Consider the following 24,887-nt stretch of genomic DNA (forward strand, 5'->3'; position numbering starts at 1 on the left):
CGAACACGAAGTCACCACCGAGACCAGCATCGACCAGATCGCGGGCGACCTCACCAAATGGCTGGCCGCCCGCGCTTCCTAAAACACGGCCTAGCCGTCCGACCACCGAGCCGTCCGGCCGGCACCGCGGGCCGGGAGCGGGCCGGGCCAGCGCGCCACTACGCCTCGAAACGGGCCGCCTCCAGGTACTCCGGCCGCGGGTCGAGGGCGGCCGCCAGCCGGAAGTGCCTACGGGCCTGCGCGGGCCGGCCCGCGCGCTCGTGGGTGCGGGCCAGCGCGAAGTGGGCGAACGCGTTGTCCGGCTCGCGCTCCAGCACCAGCTCGAACTCCAGCGCCGCCGGACGCAGTTGGGCCGCCGCGAAGAAGGCCCGCGCGCGCAGCAGCCGGGCCGCCGTGTTCTCCGGGTGGGCGGCTATGACCGAGTCGAGCAGTCTCACCGCACCGCGCGGGTCGCGCGCGGCGAGCAACTGCTCGGCGGCCCGGTAGTCGATGACGTGCGTCTCGGGCGACGGGGCCGGAGACGGCGAGGGGAGCTGCGGCGTGGTGTCGGACACGTTCTGTACCTTCCCTCCGCGGGCGCGTTCAACGCCCCACGTCCCGTGGCCCGCGCCCCGTTCCATGGCCGCGCCGGGCCCCTCGGGCCCCTCAGGCCCCGGTCTCGTCCGCCGCCTCCGCCGCCGTCGCCGCCTCCGCCGCCTTCGCCGCGCGCGCCGTGAGCTCCTCCCACACCGTGCGCACCTGCGGCTCCAGGGCCTCCAGCGGTCCGTCGTTGTCGATGACGAGCGTGGCCACGGCCAGCCGCTGTTCCCTCGTGGCCTGCGCGGCCATCCGGGCCCGCGCCTCCTCCTCGGCCATGCCGCGCAGTGCGGTCAGCCGCGCCAGCTGGGTCCCGGCCGTCGCGTCCACCACGACGACCAGGTCGTACAGCGGCGCGAGCCCGTTCTCCGCGAGCAGCGGTACGTCGTGCACCACGATCGCGTCGGGTCCGGCTGCGGCCTCCAGCTCGGCGGACCGGGCCCCGACCAGGGGGTGCACGATCCCGTTGAGGATCTTCAGCTGCGCCGGGTCGGCGAACACGACCGAGCCCAGTCTGGGCCGGTCCAGCTCGCCCTGCGGGGTCAGCATGGACTCCCCGAAGGCCGTCACGACGGCCGCGAGACCGGGCGTGCCCGGCTCGACGACCTCCCGCGCGATCCGGTCGGCGTCCACCACGACCGCCCCGTACCCCGCCAGCAGTCGCGAGACCTCGCTCTTGCCGGCACCGATTCCGCCTGTCAGGCCAACTTTCAACATGCCCGGCAGACTAGCCCCCGCGTCCCGCACCGCCCACAGGCCCCCGCTGGCGGGACGCGCTCAGCCCTCGCCCTCGCGTTCCGCCAGGAACCGCTCGAACTCGCGGCCGATCTCGTCCGCCGAGGGGATCTCCGCGGGCTCCGCGATCATGTTTCCGCGGGTCTCGGCGCCGGCCGCCGCGTCGAACTGGTGCTCCAGCCCCTGGACCAGGCTGACCAGCTCCTCGTCGCCCTCCCGGATCTGCCGGTCGATCTCCGTCTGGGTGCGGTGCGCCTCGGTGCGCAGCGCGTGCGCCACCGCCGGGAGCACCAGCCCGGTCGCGCCCGTGATGGCCTCGAGGGTCGTCAGCGCGGCGTCCGGGTAGGGCGAGCGCGCCACGTAGTGCGGTACGTGGGCGGCGACGCCCAGGACGTCGTGTCCGGCCTGGCCGAGGCGGAACTCCACGAGCGATTCGGCGCTGCCCGGAACCTGCGCCTCGTCGAAGGGGCTGCGGTGTCCCGGCATGAGGTCGGTCCGGTTGCCGTGCGGGGTGATCCCGACGGGCCGGGTGTGCGGGACGCCCATGGGGATGCCGTGGAAGTTGACGGAGAGCCGGACGCCGAGGCGCTCGACGATCTGCCGGACGGCGACGGCGAAGCGCTCCCACTCCACGTCCGGCTCGGGGCCGGACAGCAGCAGGAAGGGCGCGCCCGTGGCGTCCTGCACCAGGCGCACCTCGAGGAGCGGCTCCTCGAAGTCCGTCCAGTGGTCGCGCTGGAAGGTCAGCAGCGGGCGGCGTGCCCGGTAGTCCACCAGCCGGTCCGCGTCGAAACGGGCCACGACCTGGTGGGGCAGCGTGTCGAGCAGCCGCTCGACGATCTGCTCGCCGGTCTCGCCGGCGTCGATGTACCCCTCGAAGTGGTAGAGCATGACCAGCCCGGCCGAGTCCTGGGCGAGCGCCAGGTCGGCCACCGCCAGGCCCTTGGCGTCCCATTCGTACAAACCCTGTGGATCAAGCACCGTCACCACTCCTCCTCGCCTCGTTCTGTGGCAAGAACGTCCAAGGGACCGTCACCATTCCCCAGTTGGCCGCATTCGCGGGAACCCGGGGAAACCCGAGGGCCCGAGCAAACCCGCGGCACCTCGGGGACGGCCGGAGGCCGACCCGTCGACGGCTCCGGCGCCCCGCACTCCGGGCCCCCGCTCCGCCCCGTACAACGCGGTAAGGCCCGCCCCCCTGAGGGGACGGGCCTTACCGTTGAACGATCAGCTCAGCTCAGCTCACGCCGTGCTGCTCTGCTGCGCTGCTGCGATCAGCTCTGGCCGCCGGCCAGCTTCTCGCGGAGCGCGGCGAGGGCCTCGTCCGACGCCAGGGCGCCAGAGGTCTCGTCCGCACCCTCGGAGGAGTACGAACCACCCGAGATGCCCGCACCGGCGCTGCTGCTGCCACCGGCGGCGGCCGGAGCGGCAGCACCCTCGGCAGCGGCGGCCTCGTCGGCCTCGCGGCTCTTGATGACCTGGGCCTGGTGCTGCTCGAAGCGCGTCTGCGCCTCGGCGTACTGGCCCTCCCAGGCTTCGCGCTGCTTGTCGAAGCCCTCGAGCCAGTCGTTGGTCTCGGGGTCGAAGCCCTCGGGGTAGATGTAGTTGCCCTGGTCGTCGTACGACGCGGCCATGCCGTACAGGGTCGGGTCGAACTCGACCGACGCCGGGTCGGCACCGAAGGACTCGTTGGCCTGCTTCAGCGACAGCGAGATCCGGCGACGCTCGAGGTCGATGTCGATGACCTTGACGAAGATCTCGTCGTTGACCTGGACGACCTGCTCCGGGATCTCCACGTGGCGCTCGGCCAGCTCGGAGATGTGGACCAGACCCTCGATGCCCTCGTCCACACGGACGAACGCACCGAACGGAACCAGCTTGGTGACCTTACCCGGGACGACCTGACCGATCTGGTGCGTCCGGGCGAACTGCTGCCACGGGTCTTCCTGCGTCGCCTTCAGCGACAGGGAGACGCGCTCGCGGTCCATGTCGACGTCGAGGACCTCGACGGTGACTTCCTGGCCGACCTCGACAACCTCGGACGGGTGGTCGATGTGCTTCCAGGACAGCTCGGAGACGTGGACGAGACCGTCGACGCCACCCAGGTCCACGAAGGCACCGAAGTTGACGATCGAGGAAACGACGCCGGAGCGGACCTGACCCTTCTGCAGGGTGGTGAGGAACGTCTGGCGAACCTCGGACTGGGTCTGCTCGAGCCAGGCACGGCGGGACAGGACCACGTTGTTGCGGTTCTTGTCCAGCTCGATGATCTTCGCCTCGAGCTCCTTGCCCACGTAGGGCTGGAGGTCGCGAACGCGACGCATCTCGACGAGGGAGGCCGGCAGGAAGCCGCGGAGGCCGATGTCGAGGATGAGTCCACCCTTGACGACCTCGATGACGGTACCGGTGACGATGCCGTCTTCTTCCTTGATCTTCTCGATCGTGCCCCAGGCGCGCTCGTACTGCGCACGCTTCTTGGACAGGATCAGACGGCCTTCCTTGTCCTCCTTCTGGAGAACCAGGGCCTCGATCTCGTCGCCGACCTTGACGACGTCGTTCGGGTCGACATCGTGCTTGATCGAGAGCTCGCGGCTCGGGATGACGCCTTCGGTCTTGTAACCGATGTCGAGGAGAACCTCGTCCCGGTCCACCTTCACGATGACGCCGTCGACGATGTCGCCGTCGTTGAAGTACTTGATCGTCTCGTCGATCGCGGCGAGGAACGCTGCCTCGTCACCGATGTCGTTGACCGCAACCTGCGGAGTGGTGGCGGTGGTCTCGGTGCTGCTCGTCATGTGGGTAAGGGCTCCGGTTACGGACAGAAAGTCGTAGGTACTGCTACGCCGGGAGCCCTTATCGGCATCTGCCGAAGAAGCCGGACAGCCAAGGAAGCCCCAGTTCCGCGAGATGCGGGGTGGGGGCCTCGAAAACCGAGGGGACATCAACAGATACAAGCGCAGCCTGCTAGGTCTGAGGAGCACAGGCTCGCAGCGCAACTTGTAGCATACGGGGGTAGCCGGACAGGGTCAATGCGCGAAGGCGCACGCCTCGGGCGGATCCTCGCATAACCGGCACAATTCGTGGGCGGGCAGGCGCGGATGACCGCCCCGGCCGACTTTCGAAGACGTTCGCCAGACATTCGCAGACTACGACGACGGGCCCCATGAACCAAGAGGACTACGCCCCCGAAGAAGCGTACGGAGCCACATCGGCCGCCGAGGAGGACGCCGCGGCCACCCGCCGTGACGCGGGGGAAGCGGAGAGCAGCCGGGCGAGTCGCGGCTGGTGGGACCGCAACGCGGACGAGTACCAGAGCGAGCACGGCGCCTTCCTCGGCGACGACCGCTTCGTCTGGGGCCCCGAGGGCCTGGACGAGGCGGAAGCCGCCCTCCTCGGCCCCGCCTCCGCGCTCAAGGGCAAGGACGTCCTGGAGATCGGCGCCGGCGCCGCCCAGTGCTCGCGCTGGCTCGCCGCCCAGGGCGCCCGCGCGGTCGCCCTGGACCTCTCCCACCGCCAGCTCCAGCACGCCCTGCGCATCGGGGGCGGCGACGCGCCGGGGGCCCTCCTCGTCGAGGCCGACGCCGGATCCCTGCCCTTCCGCGACGGCTCCTTCGACCTCGCCTGCTCCGCCTACGGAGCCGTCCCCTTCGTCGCCGACCCCGTGAACGTCATGCGCGAGGTGCGCCGGGTCCTGCGCCCCGGCGGCCGCTGGGTCTTCTCCGTCACCCACCCCATCCGCTGGGCCTTCCCCGACGAGCCCGGCCCCGAGGGCCTGTCCGTCGCGGCCTCCTACTTCGACCGCACCCCGTACGTCGAGCAGGACGAGGACGGGCGCGCCGTCTACGTGGAGCACCACCGCACCCTCGGCGACCGGGTCCGGGACGTGGTCGCGGGCGGCTTCCGCCTGCTCGACCTGGTCGAGCCCGAGTGGCCCGCCTGGAACGGCCAGGAGTGGGGCGGCTGGTCCCCGCTGCGCGGCAACCTCATCCCCGGCACCGCGATCTTCGTGTGCGAGCGGGACTGAGCGCGTGATCCGCACGGCCGACCTCGACTCCCTTCCCGTACGGGAAGCCGTGCCCGCGGTCGTCGCGGCGCTGGACGCCCACGGCACCGCCGTCCTGTGCGCCCCGCCGGGCACCGGCAAGACCACCCTGGTGCCGCTGGTACTGGCCGGGCTGACGGGCGGCGGACCGGCGGGCGGCGGGCCGGCGGGGCCGCGCCGCCGGGTCGTGGTCGCCGAGCCGCGCCGGATCGCCGCCCGCGCGGCGGCCCGCCGGATGGCCTGGCTGCTCGGCGAGCGGGTCGGCGCCTCGGTGGGCTTCACCGTGCGCGGGGAGCGCGTGGTCGGCCCCGGAACGCTGGTCGAGGTGGTCACCACGGGCGTCCTGCTCCAACGGCTCCAGCGGGACCAGGAGCTCTCCGGGGTCGACGTGGTGATCCTCGACGAATGCCACGAGCGGCACCTGGACGCCGACACCGTCGCCGCCTTCCTCCTCGACGTGCGCGCGACCCTGCGCCCGGAGCTGCGCCTCCTCGCGGCCTCGGCGACCACCGACGCGGCCGGCTGGGCCCGGCTGCTCGGGCACGGCGGCCCCGACGGCGCGCCCGTGGTGGAGGCCGCCGGCGTCTCGTACCCGGTGGAGACCGTATGGGCGCCGCCGGCCCGGCCGGTCCGGCCGCCGCACGGGATGCGGGTGGACCCGGCGCAGCTGACGCACGTGGCCTCGGTGGTGCGGCGGGCACTGGCGGAACGTTCCGGCGACGTGCTGTGCTTCCTGCCCGGCGTCGGAGAGATCGCCCGGGTCGCCGGACAGCTCGCGGGGGTCGACGCGGAGGTCCTCCAGATCCACGGCCGCGCCCCGGCCGCCGTCCAGGACGCCGCGCTGTCCCCGGCCGCGCACCGCCGGGTCATCCTGTCCACCGCCGTCGCGGAATCCAGCCTGACCGTGCCCGGCGTACGGATCGTCGTGGACTCGGGGCTGGCCCGCGAACCCCGGGTCGACCACGCGCGGGGCCTGGGCGCGCTGGCGACCGTACGGGCCTCCCGCGCGGCCGGACGCCAGCGGGCGGGCCGGGCCGGACGCGAGGCACCGGGCACCGTGTACCGCTGCTGGGCCGAGGCGGAGGACGGGCGGCTCCCCGCCCACCCCTCCCCGGAGATCCGGATCGCGGACCTGGCGCAGTTCGCCCTCCAGGCCGCCTGCTGGGGCGACCCCGACGCGACCGGGCTGGCCCTGCTCGACCCGCCGCCGGCCGGAGCGATGGCCGCGGCCCGGGAGGTCCTGCTCGCGGTGGGCGCGGTCTCCGAGGCGGGCCGGCCGACCCCGCGGGGCCTGCGGACGGCCCGCCTCGGCCTGCACCCGCGCCTCGCCCGGGCCCTGCTGGACGGCTCCGCCGCCCTGGGGGCCCGCCGGGCCGCGGAGCTGGTGGCGCTCCTGAGCGAGGAGCCCCCGCGGGAGTACGGAGACGACCTGGCCGCCGCGTGGCGCCGGGCCCGCGCGGGCGGCGACGCGTACGCGGCCCGCTGGCGCGCGGAGGCCGGGCGCCTGGAGCGCGCCGCCGCGGAAAGGGACCCCGCCGCCGGGCCGTCCGCGCGATCCTCGCCCGCCCCGGCCCTCCCCGACGACTCCGCCGCCGGGCTGGTCGCCGCGCTGGCCTTCCCGGAGCGGGTGGCGAAGGCCAAGGGCCAGGGTGCCTTCCTCATGGTCTCCGGGACCGCGGCCGAACTCTCCGAGGGGTCGGCGCTGCGCAGCGCGCCCTGGATCGCCGTCGCCGTCGCCGACCGGCCCCCGCACTCCGCGTCCGCCCGTGTCCGGCTCGGAGCCCTCGTCGACGAGGACACCGCCAGGGCGGCCGCCGGCCACCTGTTCCGCTCGGGCGAGGAGGTCCACTGGGAGGACGGGGACCTCGTCGCCCGGAGCGTCACCCGCCTCGGGGCCGTCGAGCTCGCCGCTCGGCCCCTGCGCGACCCCGACCGGGCCCTCGTCCGGGCCGCCCTCCTCGACGGGCTGCGCGCCGAGGGGCTGGGCCTGCTGCGGTGGACCCCGGACTCACGCGCGCTCCGGGCCCGGCTCGGCTTCCTGCACCGCACGCTCGGCGGCGGCTGGCCCGACGTGGCCGATGACGCCGAGCTGCTGGCGCGTGCCGACGACTGGCTGGAGCCCGAGCTGTCGCGGGCGCGGCGCCGCGGCGACCTCGCGCGGATCGACGCCGGGCAGGCGCTGAACCGGCTCCTGCCCTGGTCCACCGGCGAAGCCGGCCGGCTCGACGCGCTGGCTCCGGAGCGGATCGAGGTGCCCAGCGGTTCGCGGATCCGCGTGGACTACGCGGCCGAGCACGGACAGCCCGTACTCGCCGTCAAACTCCAGGAGCTGTTCGGGCTGGCCGAGACCCCCCGGGTCGCGGGGGTTCCCGTACTCGTCCACCTGCTGTCGCCGGCCGGCCGGCCCGCCGCCGTCACCGCCGACCTGGCGTCCTTCTGGCAGGGCGGCTACCGGGCCGTCCGCGCCGAGCTGCGCGGCCGCTACCCCAAGCACCCGTGGCCGGAGGATCCGGCGACCGCCGAGCCCACCCGGCACACCAACGCCCGGCTCAGGCGGTGACCGGGGCCGGCGGGCCGTCCTCGGGGCGCCGCCGGCCGCGCGCCTCCAGCCACAGGGCGATCCCGAAGAGCGCGAGCCCGCCGGCCGCGAGGCCGATCGGCGCGTAGGTGTGCAGCGCGAGCACCTTGGTCCGGTTCGACTTGACCAGGTCGACGGTGTGGTCGCTGTAGTCCTCGCGCATCTTCACGTGCCCGGCGAAGACGGTGAGCTTGCCGTCGGGTCCGCCGGACGCGATGCCGCCGCGCATCTCCTGCTGGATCTCCTGCTCGGCGTTGACGGGCGCCCCGGTCACCGGGTCGACCCAGAACATCGCCTTGGTGGAGTACCAGAGGCTGGTGCCGGTGGTCTGCTCGAAGGTCGCGGAGTCGATGCCCTCGATCGGCATCTTCTTCGGCAGCGAGACCTTCGTCCAGGGGATGGTCTGCTCGTAGTAGTAGACGTGCATGCCCTTGAACGTGCGCGGGCCGACGTAGTGGATGGGCGAGGAGCTGCGGGTCTGCGCGTCGAAGTACAGGTAGTCGCGCGGCTCGGTGAAGAACGGCCATTTGAACTCGATGCCCTCGCGCTTGACCGCGTCCCCGTCCACGGATTCTCCGGTGGCGTGGACCGGGTCCTGGGAGTGGGCGTCGAAGATGTAGCGCTCGGGTATCTGGGAGACCATCTTCCCGTCCGGACCCATGATGTAGGTCAGCGTGTCCCAGACGACCACGTCCTTGCCGGCGCTGGCCTCGATCTCCTTCGACGCCTCGACGTTGCCCTTCAGGGTCTGGACGATGGTGACCTTGTCGACCTTCTTCGGCTCCATGCCGGAGGTGTAGTCGAGGAGGGTCGCGTCCTTCGCCTCCAGGACCACCTCCTGGTACTGGTTCGGCGGGATCTTCGCCAGCCGGGGATACGCGTACCAGCGCAGCAGCGGCGCGAGCGCTGCGCAGAACACGGCGAGGGCTAGCAGGACGAGGCTGGCTCTGCGTCGCATGGCCGGGCCCTCCTCTACTTTCCGGGCGCGGCGGGCGCGGTGGTGAGCAGGGGCTTCGGTGAGGTCTTGCCTTCCGGCGTCCCCATCGCCGTGATGGCGAGGACGAGGAGCACCGCGAGGACGAGACCGCTGGCGGCGGCGACGATTGCGCGCATGCCGGGGCCTCCGGAATCTGATGGGCAGTCAGGGCGGGGGCACCGTAGCAATGCGGGTGACAGATGAGAACCGTTTGCGCCACTGATCGGCCGGGGCCGTCCGAGCGCCCCGCACGCCCCTGGCCGGAGGGGTCGCGGCCGTCGTGGCCGAGGGAGCGGTCCGGGAAGGCGCCCCGGCGCCCGCGGGGGCAGGTGGCGACCGGCACCCGCGACCGTCTCCGGCCGCGCGCCGCGGATGCCGTCGGCGGGGCGCCGGGCGATGACGCCGGTCCCCGCGGGGCCGTGGTCGCCGATGGCGGTGAGGTCAGCGCGGCCCCGCCTCCCGCGCCCGGGCGGGAGGCTCGGCCGTCACGCCGCCGGTGCGGTCACGCCGCCGGGGTCACGGCGGACGGGGACGGCGTGGGCTTCGGGGACGGGGAGGCCGCGGGCGAGGAGGTGGGCTTCGCGGTCGGCGTGGGCACCGGCTCGGGCTTCGGCGTGGGGGTCGGGGTGGGCGTCGGCGTCGGCGTGGGGCTCGGCGTCGGCGTGGGAGTCGGCTCCGGCGTCGGGGTCGGGGTGGGCGTCGGCGTTGGCTCCGGCGTCGGGGTCGGCGTGGGAGTCGGGGTCGGCGTCGGCGTGGGAGTCGGCGTCGGGGTCGGCTCCGGCGTCGGCTCCGGCGTCGGCGTCGGCGTGGGGGTCGGCAGCGGATCGGGCTTCGGCGTGGGCGTGGGCGTCGGCGTGGGCGTGGGCCTCGGGTGCGGGGCCGTCGTCGCCGGGGTGTCGGTGGCGCCGCCGCCGTCCGGGACCGCGTGCGTTCCCTTCAGGTAGTACGCGTACCACGACCGCACCGTCCGCAGGTACGCGCCGGACTGGTTGTACGACAGCACGGCCCGGTCCAGATCGCCGTCCGCCCGCAGGTCCCGCGTGCCGGCGCACAGGTAGCGCCCGGCGGCGAGCGCGGCGTCGTACACGTTGTGGGGGTCGCGCTTGCCGTCCCCGTTGCCGTCCTGCCCCCACGAGGCCCACGTGGACGGGATGAACTGCATCGGTCCGACCGCCCGGTCGTACCGGGCGTCCCCGTCGTAGGCTCCGCGGTCCGTGTCGGAGATGTTCGCGAAGCCGTTGCCGTCGAGCACGGGACCCAGGATCGGCCGCAGTGTCGTACCGGCGGCGTTGACCTGGCCGCCGCGCGCCTGGCCCGACTCGACCTTGCCGATCGCCGCGAGGAGCTGCCAGCGCAGCCCGCACCCGGGGTCGCTCGCACCGACCGTCCGCTCCGCCTGCCGGTACGCGGCGAGCACGCTCGCCGGTATCCCCTGCGCGCCCTGCGCCCCGCCCAGGGCGACGGGCTCGTTGGGCGGCGTCCCCTGCCCGGCGGCCTGTTGCGCGGGCTGTGCCGCCACCCCGTCCTCGCCCAGCAGCACGGCCGGCGGCTCGGGGCTCACGAGCGGCGGGAGCGCGGTGAAGTAGGAGGTGTCCCCGGCGGAGCCGTCGGCCGGCGCCTCGGTCTGCGGGGCGTCCTCACCCACCGCGGCCGTCCGCTCGCGGTGGCCCGCGACGGGCCCCTGAGAGGCCGTCAGCGCGCCGGCCGCCAGCGCGGCGACCAGGATCGCCGCCCCGCCCTTGCCCACCGCCCTCGCGAACCGGGCCGACATCCGCGTCCGTATCCGTATCCGAGCCGCCATGAGCCGGACCCCCCTCCCCCTCGACGTCCGCGTGACCCTACGTCAACTCGCTGCGCAGGGCACGTACCGCGGTCCGGAATTCACGACTTCCCCACGGGTTCCGCAGGCCACGCATACTGAGCGCACTGCCCGAAGAGCCCTTACGAGGTGTCATGCCGTTCACTCTCAGCCACGCGGCCGCCGTACTTCCGGCCATCCGCCGGACCGGCCGCGCCCGGGGGCCGCTCGTCGGCTCGGCGCTCGTCCTCGGCTCGTTCGCGCCGGACACCTTCTACTTCGCGGACACGGTCGTCTCGGGCGTCAAGGAGTACGGCGCGTTCACGCACGCGCCAGTGGGGGCACTGACCGCGGACGCCGTGCTGACCGTGGCCCTCACGGCGTGCTGGCTGCTGTTGCGCGAGCCGCTGATCGCACTCCTGCCGCGCGCCCGGCGGGGCCGGGTCCACGCGTTCGTGCGCGGCGAGCACTGGCGGGAGCGCCGACTGCCCTCGCTCGCCCTGTGGTTCTACCTCTCGTCGGTGGCCGGCTCCCTCACGCACATCGTGTGGGACAGCTTCACGCACGTGGACCGCTGGGGCATGCGCGCGCTGCCGTGGCTCGGCGACCCCCTCGCCTTCGGCCTGCCGCTCTACTCCTGCCTGCAGTACGGGTCCTCGGCCGTCGCCGCCTGCGCCCTGCTGTGGTTCACGGCGACGGCCCTGCGCCGGCTTCCGCCGTCCCCCGCGCCCGCGTCCGTACCCGTCCTGCGCCGGGCGGAGGTCTGGGGCGCGGCCCTGCTCGTCGCGGTGTGCGTGGCGGTCTGCGTGACGGCGCGCGTGCTCCGCTTCTACACCTTCTTCGACCGGATCCGTACGCCGCTCGACATCATCCCGACCATCTGCTTCGGCGCGGGCGGCGGCCTGTGCGTGGCCCTCCTGCTCTACGGGGTCCTCGTACGGCTGCTCCACCGCGGCGGCCGTGCCGACGGCGGCCGCCGTGCGGCCGCGGACGAGGAAACGCGGACGCCCGTCCCCACCGCATAGCGGGAACGGGCGTCAGCCCCGCGGCCTGCCGGACGGATCCGCGGGCCGGTACGGACATCAGTGCGCGGCGGACTCCCAGTCGGGACCGACGCCCACGGACACGTCGAGCGGGGCCCGGAGGTCGACGGCGGCGGCCATCTCGCGGCGCACCAGCTCCTCCACCGCCTTCCGCTCGCCCGGGGCGATCTCCAACACGATTTCGTCGTGGACCTGGAGCAGCAGCCGCGACTTCAGCCCGGCCCCGGTGATCGCCTTGTCGACGCGCAGCATCGCGACCTTGACGATGTCGGCGGCGGTGCCCTGGATCGGGGCGTTCAGCGCCATCCGCTCGGCGGCCTCGCGGCGCTGGCGGTTGTCGCTGTTGAGGTCGGGCAGGTACCGGCGGCGGCCGAGGATGGTCGCCGTGTACCCGGTGGCGCGGGCCTCCTCGACCACGCGGCCCAGGTAGTCCCGGACACCGCCGAACCGCTCGAAGAAGGTCTCCATCAGGCCGCGGGCTTCGCCGGGCTCGATGTTCAGCTGCTGGGCCAGGCCGAACGCGGAGAGCCCGTAGGCCAGGCCGTAGGACATGGCCTTGATCTTGCGCCGCATCTCGGCGTCGACCTCGGACCGCTCGACGCCGAACACCTGGGAGGCGACGGTCGTGTGCAGGTCCTCGCCCGTCAGGAACGCCTCGATCAGTCCCTCGTCCTCGGAGAGGTGGGCCATGACGCGCAGCTCGATCTGACTGTAGTCGGCGGTCATGAGGGACTCGAAGCCCTCGCCGACGACGAAGCCGCGGCGGATCGCGCGGCCCTCGTCGGTGCGCACCGGCACGTTCTGCAGATTGGGGTCGGTGGAGGACAGGCGTCCGGTCGCGGCGACGGTCTGGCTGAAGCTGGTGTGCACCCGGCCGTCGGCGGCGACCGTCTTGACCAGGCCCTCGACGGTGACGCGCAGCTTGGCCTGCTCCCGGTGGCGGAGCATGATCACCGGGAGTTCGTGGTCGGTCTGCGCGGCCAGCCAGGCCAGCGCGTCCGCGTCCGTGGTGTAGCCGGTCTTGGTCTTCTTCGTCTTCGGCAGGTCCAGCTCGCCGAAGAAGACCTCCTGGAGCTGCTTGGGCGAGCCGAGGTTGAACTCGTGGCCGACCGCCGCGTGCGCCTCCTTCACCGCCTGCTGCACGGCCGCGCCGAACTGCTGCTCCATGGCTTCGAGGTGGCCGCGGTCGGCGGCGATCCCGGACCGCTCCATCCGGGCCAGCAGCTCGGAGGTGGGCAGCTCCATGTCGTGGAGCAGTCCGGCCGCGCCCACCTCGGGCAGCGTGACCGAGAAGGCGTCGCCGAGGTCCAGGACGGCGCGGGCCTGCGCCATCAGGGCCTCGGCTTCGGCGGTGTCGTCCGCGCCGAAGGCGAGCTGGCCGTCGGCGGCGGCCGGCGCGAGCTCCCGGTGCAGGTACTCCTGGGACAGCACGTCGAGCGCGAAGGAGCGGCGGCCCGGCTTGACCAGGTAGGCGGCGAGCGCGGTGTCCATGGCGACGCCGGCGAGGGTCCAGCCGTGCTCGGGGAAGACCCGCATCAGTGCCTTGGCGTTGTGCACCACCTTCGGCTTGCCGGCGTCGGCGGCCCAGGCGGCGAAGGCCTGCTCGTCGGCGGCGTCCAGCGCGGTCGGCTCGAACCAGGCGGCCGCGCCGCCGGCCGAGGCCAGCGCGATCTCGGAGACGTTGCCGGTGCCGAGCGCCCAGGTGTCGACGGTGCGGACGCCGAGCGGGGCGCCTCCGTGGCTCTCCAGCCACGGCGCCAGCTCGCCGGCGCCCAGGACGGAGCCGTCGAGCTCCACGGCGGCCGCCACCGGGGCGGGGGCCTCCGCCTCGGCGGCGCCCGGGTCGACGGCGAGCAGCCGCTCGCGCAGGGAGGCGTTGCGGATCTCCAGCACGTCCAGCACACCGGTGACGGCGGTCCGGTCGTAGGGGGCGCGGGCCAGGTCGGCCGGGGTCCGGGGCAGGGCGACGTCCTTGACCATCTCGGTCAGGACCCGGTTGAGCTTCACGGCCTCCAGGTGGTCCCGGAAGTTCTGCCCGGCCTTGCCCTTGACCTCCTCGGCGCGCTCGACGAGCTCCTTGAAGGACCCGAACTGGGTGATCCACTTGGCGGCGGTCTTCTCGCCGACGCCCGGGATCCCGGGGAGGTTGTCGGACGGGTCACCGCGCAGCGCCGCGAAGTCCGGGTACTGCTGGGGGGTGAGCCCGTACTTCTCCTCGACCTTCTCCGGGGTGAAGCGGGTCAGCTCGGAGACGCCCTTGGTCGGGTAGAGCACGGTGGTGTGCTCGGAGACCAGCTGGAAGGAGTCCCGGTCACCGGTGACGATCAGGACGTCGAAGCCGAGGGCCTCCGCCTGCGTGGCCAGCGTCGCGATCACGTCGTCGGCCTCGAAGCCGTCGACCGCGAACCGCGGCACGCTCATCGCGTCGAGGAGCTCGCCGATCAGCTCGACCTGCCCCTTGAACTCGTCGGGGGTCTTGGAGCGGTTCGCCTTGTACTCGGGGAACTCCGCCGAGCGCCACGTCTTGCGGGACACGTCGAACGCCACCGCGAAGTGCGTGGGCGCCTCGTCGCGCAGCGTGTTCGCCAGCATCGACGCGAACCCGTAGATGGCGTTGGTCGGCTGCCCCGTCGCGGTCGTGAAATTCTCCGCCGGCAGCGCGAAGAACGCCCGGTACGCCAGGGAGTGCCCGTCCATGAGCATCAGGCGGGGGCGGTCCGCTGCGGTCGGCTGGTCGGTCTTCTTCGATGCTGAATCTGCCACGCCCCCGATCCTAGGCGGCCCCACCGACAATTCCGGCGTCGGCGATGTCGGAGGTCCGTGACAGGATCGGATGTGTACGCACGTGCGCGGGGACATGTACCTGTCCGCTCGCCCCCGCAGGCGTACGCGCACACGCGCGGCGACGACGCCGCGCCGCTCGACAGCTCGAAGGGGAGCGACATGGCCGCCAAGCCGCCCGCAGGGGATCCCGTACAGGACGCACCGCAGGTCGCGCCCCCCAAGCACGCGGCCGCCGGCCTGCCCGCCATCGGGCACACCCTGAAGATCGCGCAGCAGCAGATGGGGCTGGCCCGCACCGCCCGCACCCTCCTCAAGGTCAACCAGAAGGACGGCTTCGACTGCCCCGGCTGCGCCTGGCCCGAGGGAGACAAGCGGCACACCGCCGAATTCTGCGAGAACGGCGCCAAGGCCGTCGCCGAAGAGGCCACGCTGCGCCGGGTCACCCCGGAGTTCTTCGCCGCGCACCCGCTGGACGATCTGGCCGGCCGCTCCGGCTACTGGCTGGGGCAGCAGGGCCGCATCACCCAGCCCATGCTGCTCGAAGAGGGCGGCGACCGGTACGAGCCGGTCAGCTGGGAGCGGGCCTTCGCGGTGATCGCGGAGGAACTGCGCGCCCTGGACTCCCCCGACGAGGCCCTCTTCTACACCTCGGGCCGCACCAGCAACGAAGCCGCGTTCCTCTTCCAGCTCTTCGTCCGCGAGTTCGGCACCAACAACCTCCCCGACTGCTCCAACATGTGCCACGAGTCCTCGGGCTCCGCGCTGAACGAGACGATAGGAATCGGCAAGGGCAGCGTCTCCCTCGAAGACCTCCACCAGGCCGACCTGATCATCGTCGCCGGACAGAACCCGGGCACCAACCATCCCCGGATGCTGTCGGCGCTGGAGAAGGCCAAGTCCGCCGGCGCGAAGATCATCTCGGTGAATCCGCTGCCCGAGGCCGGCATGGAGCGGTTCAAGAACCCGCAGAGCCCCCTCGGCATGCTCAAGGGCGCCGCCCTCAACGACCTCTTCCTCCAGATCCGCATCGGCGGCGACCAGGCCCTCTTCCGCCTCCTCAACAAGCTCGTCCTGGAAACGGAGGGCGCGACCGACGAGGCCTTCATCCGCGAGCACACCCACGGGTACGAGGAGTTCGCGGCCGCCGCCAAGGACACCGACTGGGCCGAGACCCTCACCGCGACCGGCCTGACCCGCCCCGAGATCGAGCGGGCCCTGGCCATGGTCCTGGCCTCGAAGCGCACCATCGTCTGCTGGGCCATGGGCCTCACCCAGCACAAGCACTCCGTCGCCACCATCCGCGAGGTCGTCAACCTCCTCCTCCTGCGCGGCGACATCGGCCGCCCCGGCGCCGGCGTCTGCCCCGTCCGCGGCCACTCCAACGTGCAGGGCGACCGCACCATGGGGATCTTCGAACGCCCCGCGCCCGCCTTCCTCGACGCCCTCGACAAGGAATTCGGCATCACCTCGCCCCGCGGGCACGGCTTCGACGTCGTCCGCTCGATCCAGGCCCTGCGCGACGGCCGGGCCAAGGTGCTCTTCGCCATGGGCGGCAACTTCGTCGGCGCCACCCCCGACACCGAGGTCACCGAGGCCGCGATCCGCCGCGCCTCCCTGACCGTGCACGTCTCCACCAAGCTCAACCGCTCCCACGCGGTCACCGGCCGGCGCGCCCTGATCCTGCCCACCCTCGGCCGCACCGACAAGGACCTCCAGGCGGCCGCCCCCGGCAAGAAGGGCACGCCGCAGTTCGTGACCGTCGAGGACTCCATGGGCATGGTCCACTCCTCGCGCGGCAACCTCGCCCCCGCCTCCCCGCACCTGCTCTCCGAGCCCGCGATCGTGGCCCGCACGGCCCGCGCCGTCCTGGGCGAAGCCTCCCGGACCCCCTGGGAGGAGTTCGAGCGCGACTACGCCGCCATCCGCGACCGCATCTCCCGCGTCGTCCCCGGCTTCGAGGACTTCAACGCCCGCGTCGCCCGCCCCGGCGGCTTCCAGCTCCCGCACCCCCCGCGCGACGAGCGCCGCTTCCCCACGAAGACCGGCAAGGCCAACTTCACCGCCGCACCCGTGGAGTACCCGCGCGTCCCGGCCGGCCGGCTGCTCCTGCAGACCCTGCGCAGCCACGACCAGTACAACACCACCATCTACGGACTCGACGACCGCTACCGCGGCATCACCGGCGGCCGCCGCGTCGTCATGGTCAACCCGGAGGACGCGGCCGAGCTCGGCCTCGCCGACGGCTCGTACACCGACCTCGTCAGCGAATGGCGCGACGGCGTCGAGCGGCGCGCCCCCGGCTTCCGCGTCGTCCACTACCCCACCGCCCGCGGCTGCGCCGCCGCCTACTACCCCGAGACCAACGTGCTGGTGCCCCTCGACTCCACCGCGGACACCAGCAACACCCCCGCGAGCAAGTCCGTCGTCGTGCGCTTCGAGGCGGCCTGATAGAACGCCCCAGTACGAGTAGGACAAGATGGTTAACGAGCGTTGACGAACGGAGTCGGCCCATGGGCGAGCAGCACGCGGTGAAGTTCCCGCAAGAGGTCCTCGACGAGTACACGGCCCTGGGCATCGACCTGCCCTCGCTGTTCTCGGCGGGGGACCTCGGGAAGCGGATGGACATCCGGATCCTCGAAGCGTCCGCCGAGCGCGTCGTCGCCACCATGCCCGTCGAGGGCAACACCCAGCCCTACGGGCTCCTCCACGGCGGGGCCTCCGCCGTGCTCGCCGAGACCCTCGGCTCGGTCGGCGCCATGATGCACGGCGGCATCAGCAAGATCGCCGTCGGCGTCGACCTGAACTGCACCCACCACCGCGGCGCCCGCTCCGGCCTGGTCACCGGCGTCGCCACCCCCGTCCACCGGGGCCGCTCCACCGCCACCTACGAGGTCGTCATCACCGACGAGCAGGACCGCCGGGTCTGCACCGCCCGCCTCACCTGCCTGCTGCGCGACGCGGGACCGCAACAGGACGGCAACAACTAGCCGTTGCCCTCCCCGCGGCGCCGGTCTAGCGTGCCCGCATGGGATCCGCACCGGCGCCGCGGCGCGCCTCGGCCGCGGCCGTCACGACGGCGCTGCTGACCGCCGCACTGCTCGGCTGCGGCTCCGGACCGGGCACCGGATCCGGAGCCGCGAGCGCGGCCGGACAGCCCTCGGCCGCCCGGGCCGGGAGCCCTCCAGGCGATCCCTCCGGCTCCTCCGACGGGACCGCACGACCGGGGGCCGCCCCGGCCCCGGAGCCCACCCCGCCCCAGCGGCTGTGCTCCGACCTGATCACCCACTGGGCCGGCGTGATCCTCGACGCCGGCGACGGCCCCGACGCCGTCCACCTGGACTACCAGTCCATGGGCCTGTCCGGCGGCCAGAACGAGATCCTGCTCGCCGTCCTCGCCGCGGCCCGCGCCGAGGGGCGCGCCGCGGGTCCGGCCGCCGCCCGCGAGCTCACCGCCCGCGAGGCCGGGCGGCTCTGCGCGGAGCGCTACCGCTCCGGCGTCCCGACGGGCGGGCCCTGGCAGTGAACGGCGGCATCGGCCCGCTCGAACCCGGAGAGGGCACCGAGGCCCACGAGGGCCCGCGCCCCGGCATCCGCACATCCCGCCGTACGTCCCGCCGCACCGACGGCCGCACCGATGGCCGCACCGACCGCTGGGCCCGGCGGGCCCGGGAGGTCTACGGGGGCCACCGGCGGGCCGTGCTCGCCGCGGGGGCGCTGCTCTGCGCGTCGGCCGTGGCCGCCACCGGCGCCGCGCGGTACGCGGCCCGGCCCCGGCCCGTCGCCCAGACGCCCCCGGCACCCTCCCAGGTCTTCTCCCTGACCTACCTCGGCCCGGTGGACCCGGCGCCGTCCGGCAGCGCCTTCGTGTTCACCGTGCGTGTGCGGACGGCGGCCGGTCCGGCCGTCACGCTGGAGCGCTTGTCTCAGCCTTCGAGCGGCCTGAAAGTGATCGTCGAGCCACTCCTTCCGGCCACGGTCGCCCCCGGCGAAACGCGCGACCTGCTCGTGCGGATTCAGGTGGCTGACTGCGTGCATGTAGCACCGAATTCTGGCCTCCCCTTCCTGGAAGTAACCCTGAGTAATAAATTCCAGAAGGAAGAGCACGGCTACATCCCCGGTGACCGATATGCCAGCGATCTCTCCGTCGCCCTGACCAGGACCTGTCCCGAAGTCCGAGACGCGGGCACCCCCACGCCGTCATGACCAAAAGGGCTAAGAGTCCTGGCGCGACAGGACCCATACCGCCCCACGGTCCTCACCGGTCTCACCATGCGGACAAGACGAACCGGCCGGAATTCCCCCGTTCCACCCGCAGAGATCCGCTATGTATTACGCCGTGGCATAACAAGAGAGTCACATCATTGGCCTGAGCCCTCCATAACGTCCTAAGACCCGCTTAGAGTCACGGCCAGTCACCGCGACCGCCGGATTCACTTCAGTTCGGTTCCCCGCGTGAGACACGGTGCGCCCCACGGGGGGCGCAACGCCAGGAAAGGACTGATCGTGCGTCAGCGTTCTCTCATTGCCGTGACCGCCGCGCTCGCTGCGGGCGCCCTCACCCTCACCGCCTGTGGTTCGCGTGACGACAAGGCCGGCGACAACGCCGGCGGCGGCGGCGACATCACGGTCGTCATCGGCGTCGACTCCCCGCTCACCGGCGACCTCTCGGCCCTCGGCCTCGGCATCAAGAACTCCGCGGACCTCGCCGCCAAGCAGGCCAACGAGAAGAAGTACGTCAAGGGCGTCACCTTCAAGGTCCAGGCCCTCGACGACCAGGCCCAGGCCTCCTCCGGCCAGCAGAACGCCACCAAGCTCGTCGCCGACAAGGACGTCCTCGGCGTCGTCGGCCCGCTGAACTCCTCCGTCTCGGAGTCCATGCAGAAGGTCTTCGACGACGCCAAGCTCGTCCAGATCTCCCCGGCCAACACCAGCCCCTCCCTCACCCAGGGCGCCAAGTGGGCCACCGGCGAGAAGGTCCGCACCTACAAGAGCTACTTCCGCACCGCCACCACGGACGCCATCCAGGGCCCGTTCGCGGCGCAGTACCTCTTCAACAAGGCCGGCAAGAAGAAGGTCTTCGTCATCGACGACAAGAAGACCTACGGCGCGGGCCTCGCCGGCACCTTCAAGGGCGAGTTCACCAAGCTCGGCGGCCAGGTCGTCGGCGAGGGCCACATCGACCCGGAGAGCAAGGACTTCTCCGCCGTCGTGACCCAGGTCAAGAGCTCCGGCGCCGAGGTCGTCTACTACGGTGGCGAGTACCCCGCGGCCGGCCCGCTCAGCAAGCAGATCAAGGCCTCCGGCACCAACATCCCGCTCGTCGGCGGCGACGGCATCTACGACAAGAAGTACGTCGAGCTCGCCGGTGACGGCGCCACCGGCGACCTCGCCACCTCGGTCGGCGCCCCCGTCGAGAGCCTGCCCTCCGCCAAGGACTTCGTCGCCAACTACACCAAGGCCGGGTACAAGGAGGCCTTCTCCGCCTACGGCGGTTACTCCTACGACTCCGCCTGGGCCGTCATCGAGGCCGTCAAGTCGGTCGTCGACGCCAACAACGGCAAGCTCCCCGCCGACGCCCGCGCCAAGGTCCTCGCCGCCGTCCAGGGCGTGTCCTTCGACGGTGTGACCGGCAAGGTCTCCTTCGACGAGTTCGGCGACGCCACCAACAAGCAGCTCACCGTCTACAAGGTCGAGGGCAGCGACTGGAAGTCCGTCGAGTCCGGCACCTTCGGCGGCTGATCTTCCCTCCCCACCCCCCGGTAGCCGGCAGTCCGCTCGAACGGCCGGCCACCGGAGCACCACCCACACCTTGGCCGCGCGGGGCGCGCACAAAAAGCGCCCCGCGCGGTGTCACATCCGTCGAAAGACTCGGAGGACCTGCGGTGCACGAACTGCCGCAACAGCTGGTCAACGGCCTGCTACTGGGATCCATGTACGGGCTCGTCGCCATTGGCTACACGATGGTCTACGGCATCGTCCAGCTCATCAACTTCGCGCATGGCGAGATCTTCATGACCGGCGGATTCGGGGCCCTCACCGTCTGGCTCATGCTCCCCGGGGGCACCACGATGTGGATCGCCCTCCCCCTCATGCTCATAGGCGCGATCATCGTCGCCACCCTCATCGCCGTCGGCGCCGAACGCTTCGCGTACCGCCCACTGCGCACCGCACCCCGCCTCGCCCCGCTCATCACCGCCATCGGCCTCTCCCTCGCCCTCCAGCAGGCGGTATGGGCCTGGTACCCCGACGCGAAGTCCTCCGTAGTCTTCCCCGAGATCCCCGGCGGCCCCTTCAACATCGGCAGCATCACCATCCAGACCGGTGATGTCTTCCTCCTCCTCGCCGCACCCATCTCCATGGCCTTCCTCGGGTTCTTCGTGAAGAAGACCCGCACCGGCCGCGGCATGCAGGCCACCTCGCAGGACCCCGACACCGCGAAGCTCATGGGCATCAACACCGACCGCATCATCACGGTCGCGTTCGCCCTCGGCGCCGCCTTCGCCGCCATCGGAGCCGTCGCCTACGGCCTCAAGTACGGCGAAGTCAACTTCAAGATGGGCTTCCTGCTCGGCCTCAAGGCCTTCACCGCGGCGGTCCTCGGCGGCATCGGCAACATCTACGGCGCCATGATCGGCGGCATCGTCCTCGGCCTCGCCGAGACCCTGACCACCGCCTACGTCGCCGACATCCCGGGCTTCCAGCAGCTCGGCGGACAGTCCTGGGGCAACACCTGGGCGTTCGTCCTCCTCATCCTCGTACTCCTCTTCAGGCCACAGGGCCTGCTGGGCGAACGCGTCGCGGACAGGGCGTGAGAACCATGACGACCACCACCACGGACACCACGACCATGAACGCAGCGCCCAAGCCCAAGGGCTTCATCCCCCTCCCCGAGAAGACGGCCCGCGCCCTCGCCACCGCGGGCGGCGCCCTCACCGTCGCCTCCTGCTTCCTGCCCTGGACCTGGACCGCCAAGTTCCCCGGCGACCTCACCGTCGTCGGATACCCCGGCGGCCTCCAGTGGCTCGTCCTCGTCGGCGGCGCCCTCACCACCCTCTTCGGCCTCTCCTCCTACGGGATCAAGGGCCTCCGGTGGCTCACCCCCGCCGGAGCCGACGCGGCGATCAAGCTCTCCGCCCTCGCCGCGCTCTACACCGCCCTCTACACCGTCAGGTCGATCTCCTCGACCCTCGGCGGCCCGGTCAACCTCGAGCCCGGCGGCGTCATCGTCGCCGTCACCGCGATCGTTGCTTACCTCGGTGCCCGCGCGCTCCCCTTCGAGCGCCCCACGCTCGACCCGGCCGACCCCGAAGACAGCTGGTGGGAGCAGAAGAAGCACAACCGCCACAACCAGTGGGTCATCACCAAGGCCGCCTACACCAGCAACACCCCGGCACCGGCCCGCGCCCTCCCGGCCTACGCCGAGATCCTCATCATCGCCGCCGTTCTCGCGCTCGCGCTCGGCATCTTCACCTACGGCATCACCACGCCGTACCAGGAACTCTTCTTCGGCTTCCTGATCACGGCCGCCTTCGGCTTCAGCGCCCTCAACAAGGCCGGCCTGGTGGCCCGCTTCACCGCCCTCACCGCCAAGCACCGCAACGTCGCCCTCATCGGTGCCTTCGCGGCAGCGGCAGCCTTCCCCTTCACCCAGACCGACGACCAGTACGCGACCCTCGGCGTCAACATCCTCATCTTCGCCACCGTCGCACTCGGCCTCAACATCGTCGTCGGCCTCACCGGCCTCCTCGACCTCGGCTACGTCGCCTTCCTCGGCGTCGGCGCCTACACCGCGGCCCTGGTCTCCGGCTCCCCCAACTCGCCCTTCGGCGTGCACCTCCCCTTCTGGGCCGCACTCCTCATCGGCGCAGCAGCCTCCATGATCTTCGGCGTCCTCATCGGCGCCCCCACCCTGCGCCTGCGCGGCGACTACCTCGCCATCGTGACGCTCGGCTTCGGTGAGATCTTCCGCATCTCCATGAACAACCTCGACGGCGTCTCCGGCCCCGACATCACCAACGGTCCCAACGGCATCGCCAACATCCCCAACGTCGACCTCTTCGGATTCGACTTCGGAGCCACCCACACCATCGCCGGATTCGCCATCGGCCGCTTCGCCAACTACTTCTTCCTGATGCTCCTGATCACCCTCATCGTGGTCATGGTCTTCCGCCGCAGCGCGGAATCCCGCATCGGCCGCGCCTGGGTCGCCATCCGCGAAGACGAAACCGCCGCCGAAGCCATGGGCATCAACGGCTTCCGCGTCAAGCTCATCGCCTTCGCCCTCGGCGCCACCCTCGCCGGACTCGCAGGCGCCGTACAGGCCCACGTGAACTACACCGTCACCCCGGACCAGTACGTCTTCGCCAACGCCGTGCCCCCGAACTCCGCCTTCCTCCTCGCCGCGGTCGTCCTCGGCGGCATGGGAACCATCTCCGGCCCCCTCGTCGGCGGATCGCTCCTCTTCCTGCTCCCCAACAAGCTGCAGGGCCTGGGCGAGTACCAGCTCCTCGCCTTCGGCGTCGCCCTCATCATCCTGATGCGCCTGCGCCCCGAGGGTCTCATCCCCAACCGGCGCAACCAGCTCGAACTCCACAAGGACATGGAAGCGCCCACGGTCCTCGGCAAGGCAGGGGTCTGACCCATGACGACCACCACCCCCGAAACCCCCGCCACCACGGCGGAGACCGTCCTCGACGCACGCGGTGTCACGATGCGCTTCGGCGGCCTCACCGCCGTCAAGAACGTCGACCTCACCGTGCGCAGCGGCGAGATCGTCGGCCTCATCGGCCCCAACGGCGCCGGCAAGACCACCTTCTTCAACTGCCTCACCGGCCTCTACATCCCCACCGAGGGCGAAGTCCGGTACAAGGGCACGGTCCTGCCCCCCAAGTCCTTCAAGGTCACCGCGGCCGGCATCGCCCGCACCTTCCAGAACATCCGTCTCTTCAACAACATGACGGTCCTGGAAAACGTCCTCGTCGGACGCCACACCCGCACCAAGCAAGGCCTCTGGGCCTCGCTCCTGCGCCTCCCCAGCTTCGGCCGGGAAGAAGCCGCGAGCCGCAAGCGGTCCATGGAACTCCTCGAGTTCATCGGCCTCGCCGACAAGGCCGACCACCTCGCCCGCAACCTCCCCTACGGTGACCAGCGCAAGCTCGAGATCGCCCGCGCGCTCGCCAGCGACCCCGGCCTCATCCTCCTGGACGAGCCCACCGCCGGCATGAACCCGCAGGAGACCCGGACCACCGAAGAACTCATCTTCGCCATCCGGGACCAGGGCATCGCCGTCCTCGTCATCGAGCACGACATGCGCTTCATCTTCAACCTCTGCGACCGCGTCGCCTGCCTCGTCCAGGGCGAAAAGCTCATCGAAGGCACCGCCGCCGAGGTCCAGGGCGACGAACGCGTCATCGCCGCCTACCTCGGCGAACCCTTCGACGGCGCCCCCGGCGCCGAAGAGGCCGCAGAGGTGGAAGCAGCCGAAGCACACAGCGAGGCGGCGCACAGCACGACGAGCACGGACGGAGAAGACCGGTGACCGCACTCCTCGAGGTCGAGGACCTCCGCGTCGCCTACGGCAAGATCGAAGCCGTCAAGGGCATCTCGTTCAGTGTCGACGCCGGCCAGATCGTCACGCTCATCGGCACCAACGGCGCCGGCAAGACGACCACCCTGCGCACCCTGTCCGGCCTGATCAAGCCCCGTGGCGGACAGATCAAGTTCCAGGGCAAGTCGCTCAAGAAGATCCCCGCGCACGACATCGTCGCGCTCGGACTCGCCCACTCCCCCGAGGGGCGGCACATCTTCCCGCGCATGACGATCGAGGACAACCTCCTCCTCGGCGCCTTCCTGCGCAAGGACAAGGACGGCATCCAGAAGGACGTCCAGCGCGCCTACGACCTCTTCCCGATCCTGGGCGAGCGTCGCAAGCAGGCCGCGGGCACCCTCTCGGGCGGCGAGCAGCAGATGCTGGCCATGGGCCGCGCGCTCATGTCCCGGCCGAAGCTGCTCATGCTGGACGAGCCCTCGATGGGCCTCTCGCCGATCATGATGCAGAAGATCATGGCGACCATCGCGGAGCTGAAGTCCCAGGGCACGACCATCCTCCTGGTCGAGCAGAACGCCCAGGCCGCGCTGTCCCTGGCCGACCGGGGACACGTGATGGAGATCGGCAAGGTCGTCCTGTCGGGCCCGGGCCGCGAGCTCCTGGTCAACGAGGACGTCCGCAAGGCGTACCTCGGCGAGGACTGAGTCCTTTCCTTCGTACGAGTGTCGCGCCGGCCGCGGGCGGCGCGCGAGCGCGCGCGCGCGCCGCCCGCACGCCGACGCACCGCGCGGCAGCCCGCGCCGCCGCG

General features: G+C 72.0%; 20 protein-coding genes. 12 read left to right on the top strand and 8 right to left on the bottom strand.

What is annotated here, in order from left to right; genetic code table 11:
* Positions 1-158 precede the first annotated feature (158 nt).
* From ACWF9Z_RS19785 to rpsA, 4 genes are all read right to left on the bottom strand, one after another.
* Positions 159-554, bottom strand: coding sequence for a tetratricopeptide repeat protein (locus ACWF9Z_RS19785; protein ID WP_453603750.1), 396 nt, complete (start codon positions 552-554; stop codon positions 159-161).
* A 91-nt stretch (positions 555-645) separates the two neighbouring features.
* A complete protein-coding gene (gene coaE / locus ACWF9Z_RS19790; protein ID WP_453603752.1) occupies positions 646-1,293 on the bottom strand; it encodes a dephospho-CoA kinase in 648 nt (215 codons plus the stop codon).
* Between the two features lie 60 nt (positions 1,294-1,353).
* Complete coding sequence (locus tag ACWF9Z_RS19795; RefSeq protein ID WP_453603754.1) at positions 1,354-2,292, bottom strand: PAC2 family protein; 939 nt, start codon at positions 2,290-2,292, stop codon at positions 1,354-1,356.
* A gap of 293 nt (positions 2,293-2,585) precedes the next feature.
* A complete protein-coding gene (gene rpsA / locus ACWF9Z_RS19800) occupies positions 2,586-4,106 on the bottom strand; it encodes a 30S ribosomal protein S1 (protein ID WP_356660796.1) in 1,521 nt (506 codons plus the stop codon).
* Between the two features lie 368 nt (positions 4,107-4,474).
* On the opposite strand from rpsA, the gene ACWF9Z_RS19805 reads away from it, so the two are divergent.
* Positions 4,475-5,335 carry a class I SAM-dependent methyltransferase gene (locus ACWF9Z_RS19805; RefSeq protein WP_453603756.1) on the top strand — a complete coding sequence of 287 codons (861 nt, stop codon included), beginning with the start codon at positions 4,475-4,477 and terminating at the stop codon, positions 5,333-5,335.
* A 4-nt stretch (positions 5,336-5,339) separates the two neighbouring features.
* A complete protein-coding gene (gene hrpB / locus ACWF9Z_RS19810; RefSeq protein WP_453603758.1) occupies positions 5,340-7,913 on the top strand; it encodes an ATP-dependent helicase HrpB in 2,574 nt (857 codons plus the stop codon).
* On the opposite strand, the gene ACWF9Z_RS19815 is transcribed toward hrpB, so the two are convergent.
* The 3 genes from ACWF9Z_RS19815 to ACWF9Z_RS19825 form a co-directional block, all read right to left on the bottom strand.
* Positions 7,903-8,889: a DUF3068 domain-containing protein gene (locus tag ACWF9Z_RS19815; protein ID WP_453603759.1), complete on the bottom strand. Its 987-nt coding sequence runs from the start codon at positions 8,887-8,889 to the stop codon at positions 7,903-7,905. The genes hrpB and ACWF9Z_RS19815 overlap by 11 nt on opposite strands.
* A gap of 14 nt (positions 8,890-8,903) precedes the next feature.
* Complete coding sequence (locus ACWF9Z_RS19820; RefSeq protein ID WP_356657547.1) at positions 8,904-9,044, bottom strand: SPW_0924 family protein; 141 nt, start codon at positions 9,042-9,044, stop codon at positions 8,904-8,906.
* A gap of 365 nt (positions 9,045-9,409) precedes the next feature.
* Positions 9,410-10,678: a lytic transglycosylase domain-containing protein gene (locus ACWF9Z_RS19825; protein WP_453603761.1), complete on the bottom strand. Its 1,269-nt coding sequence runs from the start codon at positions 10,676-10,678 to the stop codon at positions 9,410-9,412.
* A 182-nt stretch (positions 10,679-10,860) separates the two neighbouring features.
* Between ACWF9Z_RS19825 and ACWF9Z_RS19830 the strand changes: the two genes are divergently transcribed.
* On the top strand, positions 10,861-11,730 hold the full coding sequence (locus ACWF9Z_RS19830; RefSeq protein WP_453603763.1) for a DUF4184 family protein: 870 nt from the start codon (positions 10,861-10,863) through the stop codon (positions 11,728-11,730).
* Between the two features lie 57 nt (positions 11,731-11,787).
* Here ACWF9Z_RS19830 and polA read toward each other — a convergent pair whose 3' ends face one another.
* The gene (polA, locus tag ACWF9Z_RS19835) at positions 11,788-14,511 is read right to left on the bottom strand and encodes a DNA polymerase I (RefSeq protein ID WP_453603765.1); all 2,724 of its coding nucleotides are present in this window, start codon (positions 14,509-14,511) and stop codon (positions 11,788-11,790) included.
* Between the two features lie 180 nt (positions 14,512-14,691).
* On the opposite strand from polA, the gene ACWF9Z_RS19840 reads away from it, so the two are divergent.
* The 9 genes from ACWF9Z_RS19840 to ACWF9Z_RS19880 all read left to right on the top strand — a co-directional run bounded on the left by ACWF9Z_RS19840 (position 14,692) and on the right by ACWF9Z_RS19880 (position 24,783).
* Positions 14,692-16,980 carry an FdhF/YdeP family oxidoreductase gene (locus tag ACWF9Z_RS19840; RefSeq protein WP_453603925.1) on the top strand — a complete coding sequence of 763 codons (2,289 nt, stop codon included), beginning with the start codon at positions 14,692-14,694 and terminating at the stop codon, positions 16,978-16,980.
* Positions 16,981-17,042: 62 nt separating this feature from the next.
* Entirely contained in the window at positions 17,043-17,519 is a 477-nt protein-coding gene (locus tag ACWF9Z_RS19845) for a PaaI family thioesterase (RefSeq protein ID WP_453603767.1), read from the top strand.
* 38 nt (positions 17,520-17,557) lie between these two features.
* Complete coding sequence (locus ACWF9Z_RS19850) at positions 17,558-18,055, top strand: hypothetical protein (protein WP_453603769.1); 498 nt, start codon at positions 17,558-17,560, stop codon at positions 18,053-18,055.
* The gene (locus ACWF9Z_RS19855; protein ID WP_453603771.1) at positions 18,052-18,735 is read left to right on the top strand and encodes a Tat pathway signal sequence domain protein; all 684 of its coding nucleotides are present in this window, start codon (positions 18,052-18,054) and stop codon (positions 18,733-18,735) included. The genes ACWF9Z_RS19850 and ACWF9Z_RS19855 overlap by 4 nt, the downstream gene beginning before the upstream one ends.
* 300 nt (positions 18,736-19,035) lie before the next feature.
* On the top strand, positions 19,036-20,271 hold the full coding sequence (locus ACWF9Z_RS19860; RefSeq protein WP_453603773.1) for a branched-chain amino acid ABC transporter substrate-binding protein: 1,236 nt from the start codon (positions 19,036-19,038) through the stop codon (positions 20,269-20,271).
* A 143-nt stretch (positions 20,272-20,414) separates the two neighbouring features.
* Entirely contained in the window at positions 20,415-21,344 is a 930-nt protein-coding gene (locus ACWF9Z_RS19865; protein ID WP_453603775.1) for a branched-chain amino acid ABC transporter permease, read from the top strand.
* Between the two features lie 5 nt (positions 21,345-21,349).
* Positions 21,350-23,170, top strand: a complete 1,821-nt coding sequence (locus ACWF9Z_RS19870; protein WP_453603776.1) for a branched-chain amino acid ABC transporter permease — start codon at positions 21,350-21,352, stop codon at positions 23,168-23,170.
* A 3-nt stretch (positions 23,171-23,173) separates the two neighbouring features.
* On the top strand, positions 23,174-24,070 hold the full coding sequence (locus ACWF9Z_RS19875; RefSeq protein ID WP_453603778.1) for an ABC transporter ATP-binding protein: 897 nt from the start codon (positions 23,174-23,176) through the stop codon (positions 24,068-24,070).
* On the top strand, positions 24,067-24,783 hold the full coding sequence (locus ACWF9Z_RS19880; protein ID WP_243338252.1) for an ABC transporter ATP-binding protein: 717 nt from the start codon (positions 24,067-24,069) through the stop codon (positions 24,781-24,783). The genes ACWF9Z_RS19875 and ACWF9Z_RS19880 overlap by 4 nt, the downstream gene beginning before the upstream one ends.
* The last annotated feature ends 104 nt before the right edge of the window (positions 24,784-24,887 follow it).

Source organism: Streptomyces sp. NPDC054961, from assembly GCF_053609145.1.

Excerpts from the sequence above, each read along its gene's own strand:
- ACWF9Z_RS19825 (WP_453603761.1), bottom strand. The coding sequence starts at position 10,678 with ATGTCGGCCCGGTTCGCGAGGGCGGTGGGCAAGGGCGGGGCGGCGATC.
- ACWF9Z_RS19820 (WP_356657547.1), bottom strand. The coding sequence starts at position 9,044 with ATGCGCGCAATCGTCGCCGCCGCCAGCGGTCTCGTCCTCGCGGTGCTC.
- ACWF9Z_RS19840 (WP_453603925.1), top strand. The coding sequence starts at position 14,692 with ATGGCCGCCAAGCCGCCCGCAGGGGATCCCGTACAGGACGCACCGCAG.
- ACWF9Z_RS19870 (WP_453603776.1), top strand. The coding sequence starts at position 21,350 with ATGACGACCACCACCACGGACACCACGACCATGAACGCAGCGCCCAAG.
- ACWF9Z_RS19805 (WP_453603756.1), top strand. The coding sequence starts at position 4,475 with ATGAACCAAGAGGACTACGCCCCCGAAGAAGCGTACGGAGCCACATCG.
- ACWF9Z_RS19830 (WP_453603763.1), top strand. The coding sequence starts at position 10,861 with ATGCCGTTCACTCTCAGCCACGCGGCCGCCGTACTTCCGGCCATCCGC.
- ACWF9Z_RS19875 (WP_453603778.1), top strand. The coding sequence starts at position 23,174 with ATGACGACCACCACCCCCGAAACCCCCGCCACCACGGCGGAGACCGTC.
- coaE (WP_453603752.1), bottom strand. The coding sequence starts at position 1,293 with ATGTTGAAAGTTGGCCTGACAGGCGGAATCGGTGCCGGCAAGAGCGAG.
- ACWF9Z_RS19850 (WP_453603769.1), top strand. The coding sequence starts at position 17,558 with ATGGGATCCGCACCGGCGCCGCGGCGCGCCTCGGCCGCGGCCGTCACG.
- rpsA (WP_356660796.1), bottom strand. The coding sequence starts at position 4,106 with ATGACGAGCAGCACCGAGACCACCGCCACCACTCCGCAGGTTGCGGTC.
- ACWF9Z_RS19845 (WP_453603767.1), top strand. The coding sequence starts at position 17,043 with ATGGGCGAGCAGCACGCGGTGAAGTTCCCGCAAGAGGTCCTCGACGAG.
- ACWF9Z_RS19815 (WP_453603759.1), bottom strand. The coding sequence starts at position 8,889 with ATGCGACGCAGAGCCAGCCTCGTCCTGCTAGCCCTCGCCGTGTTCTGC.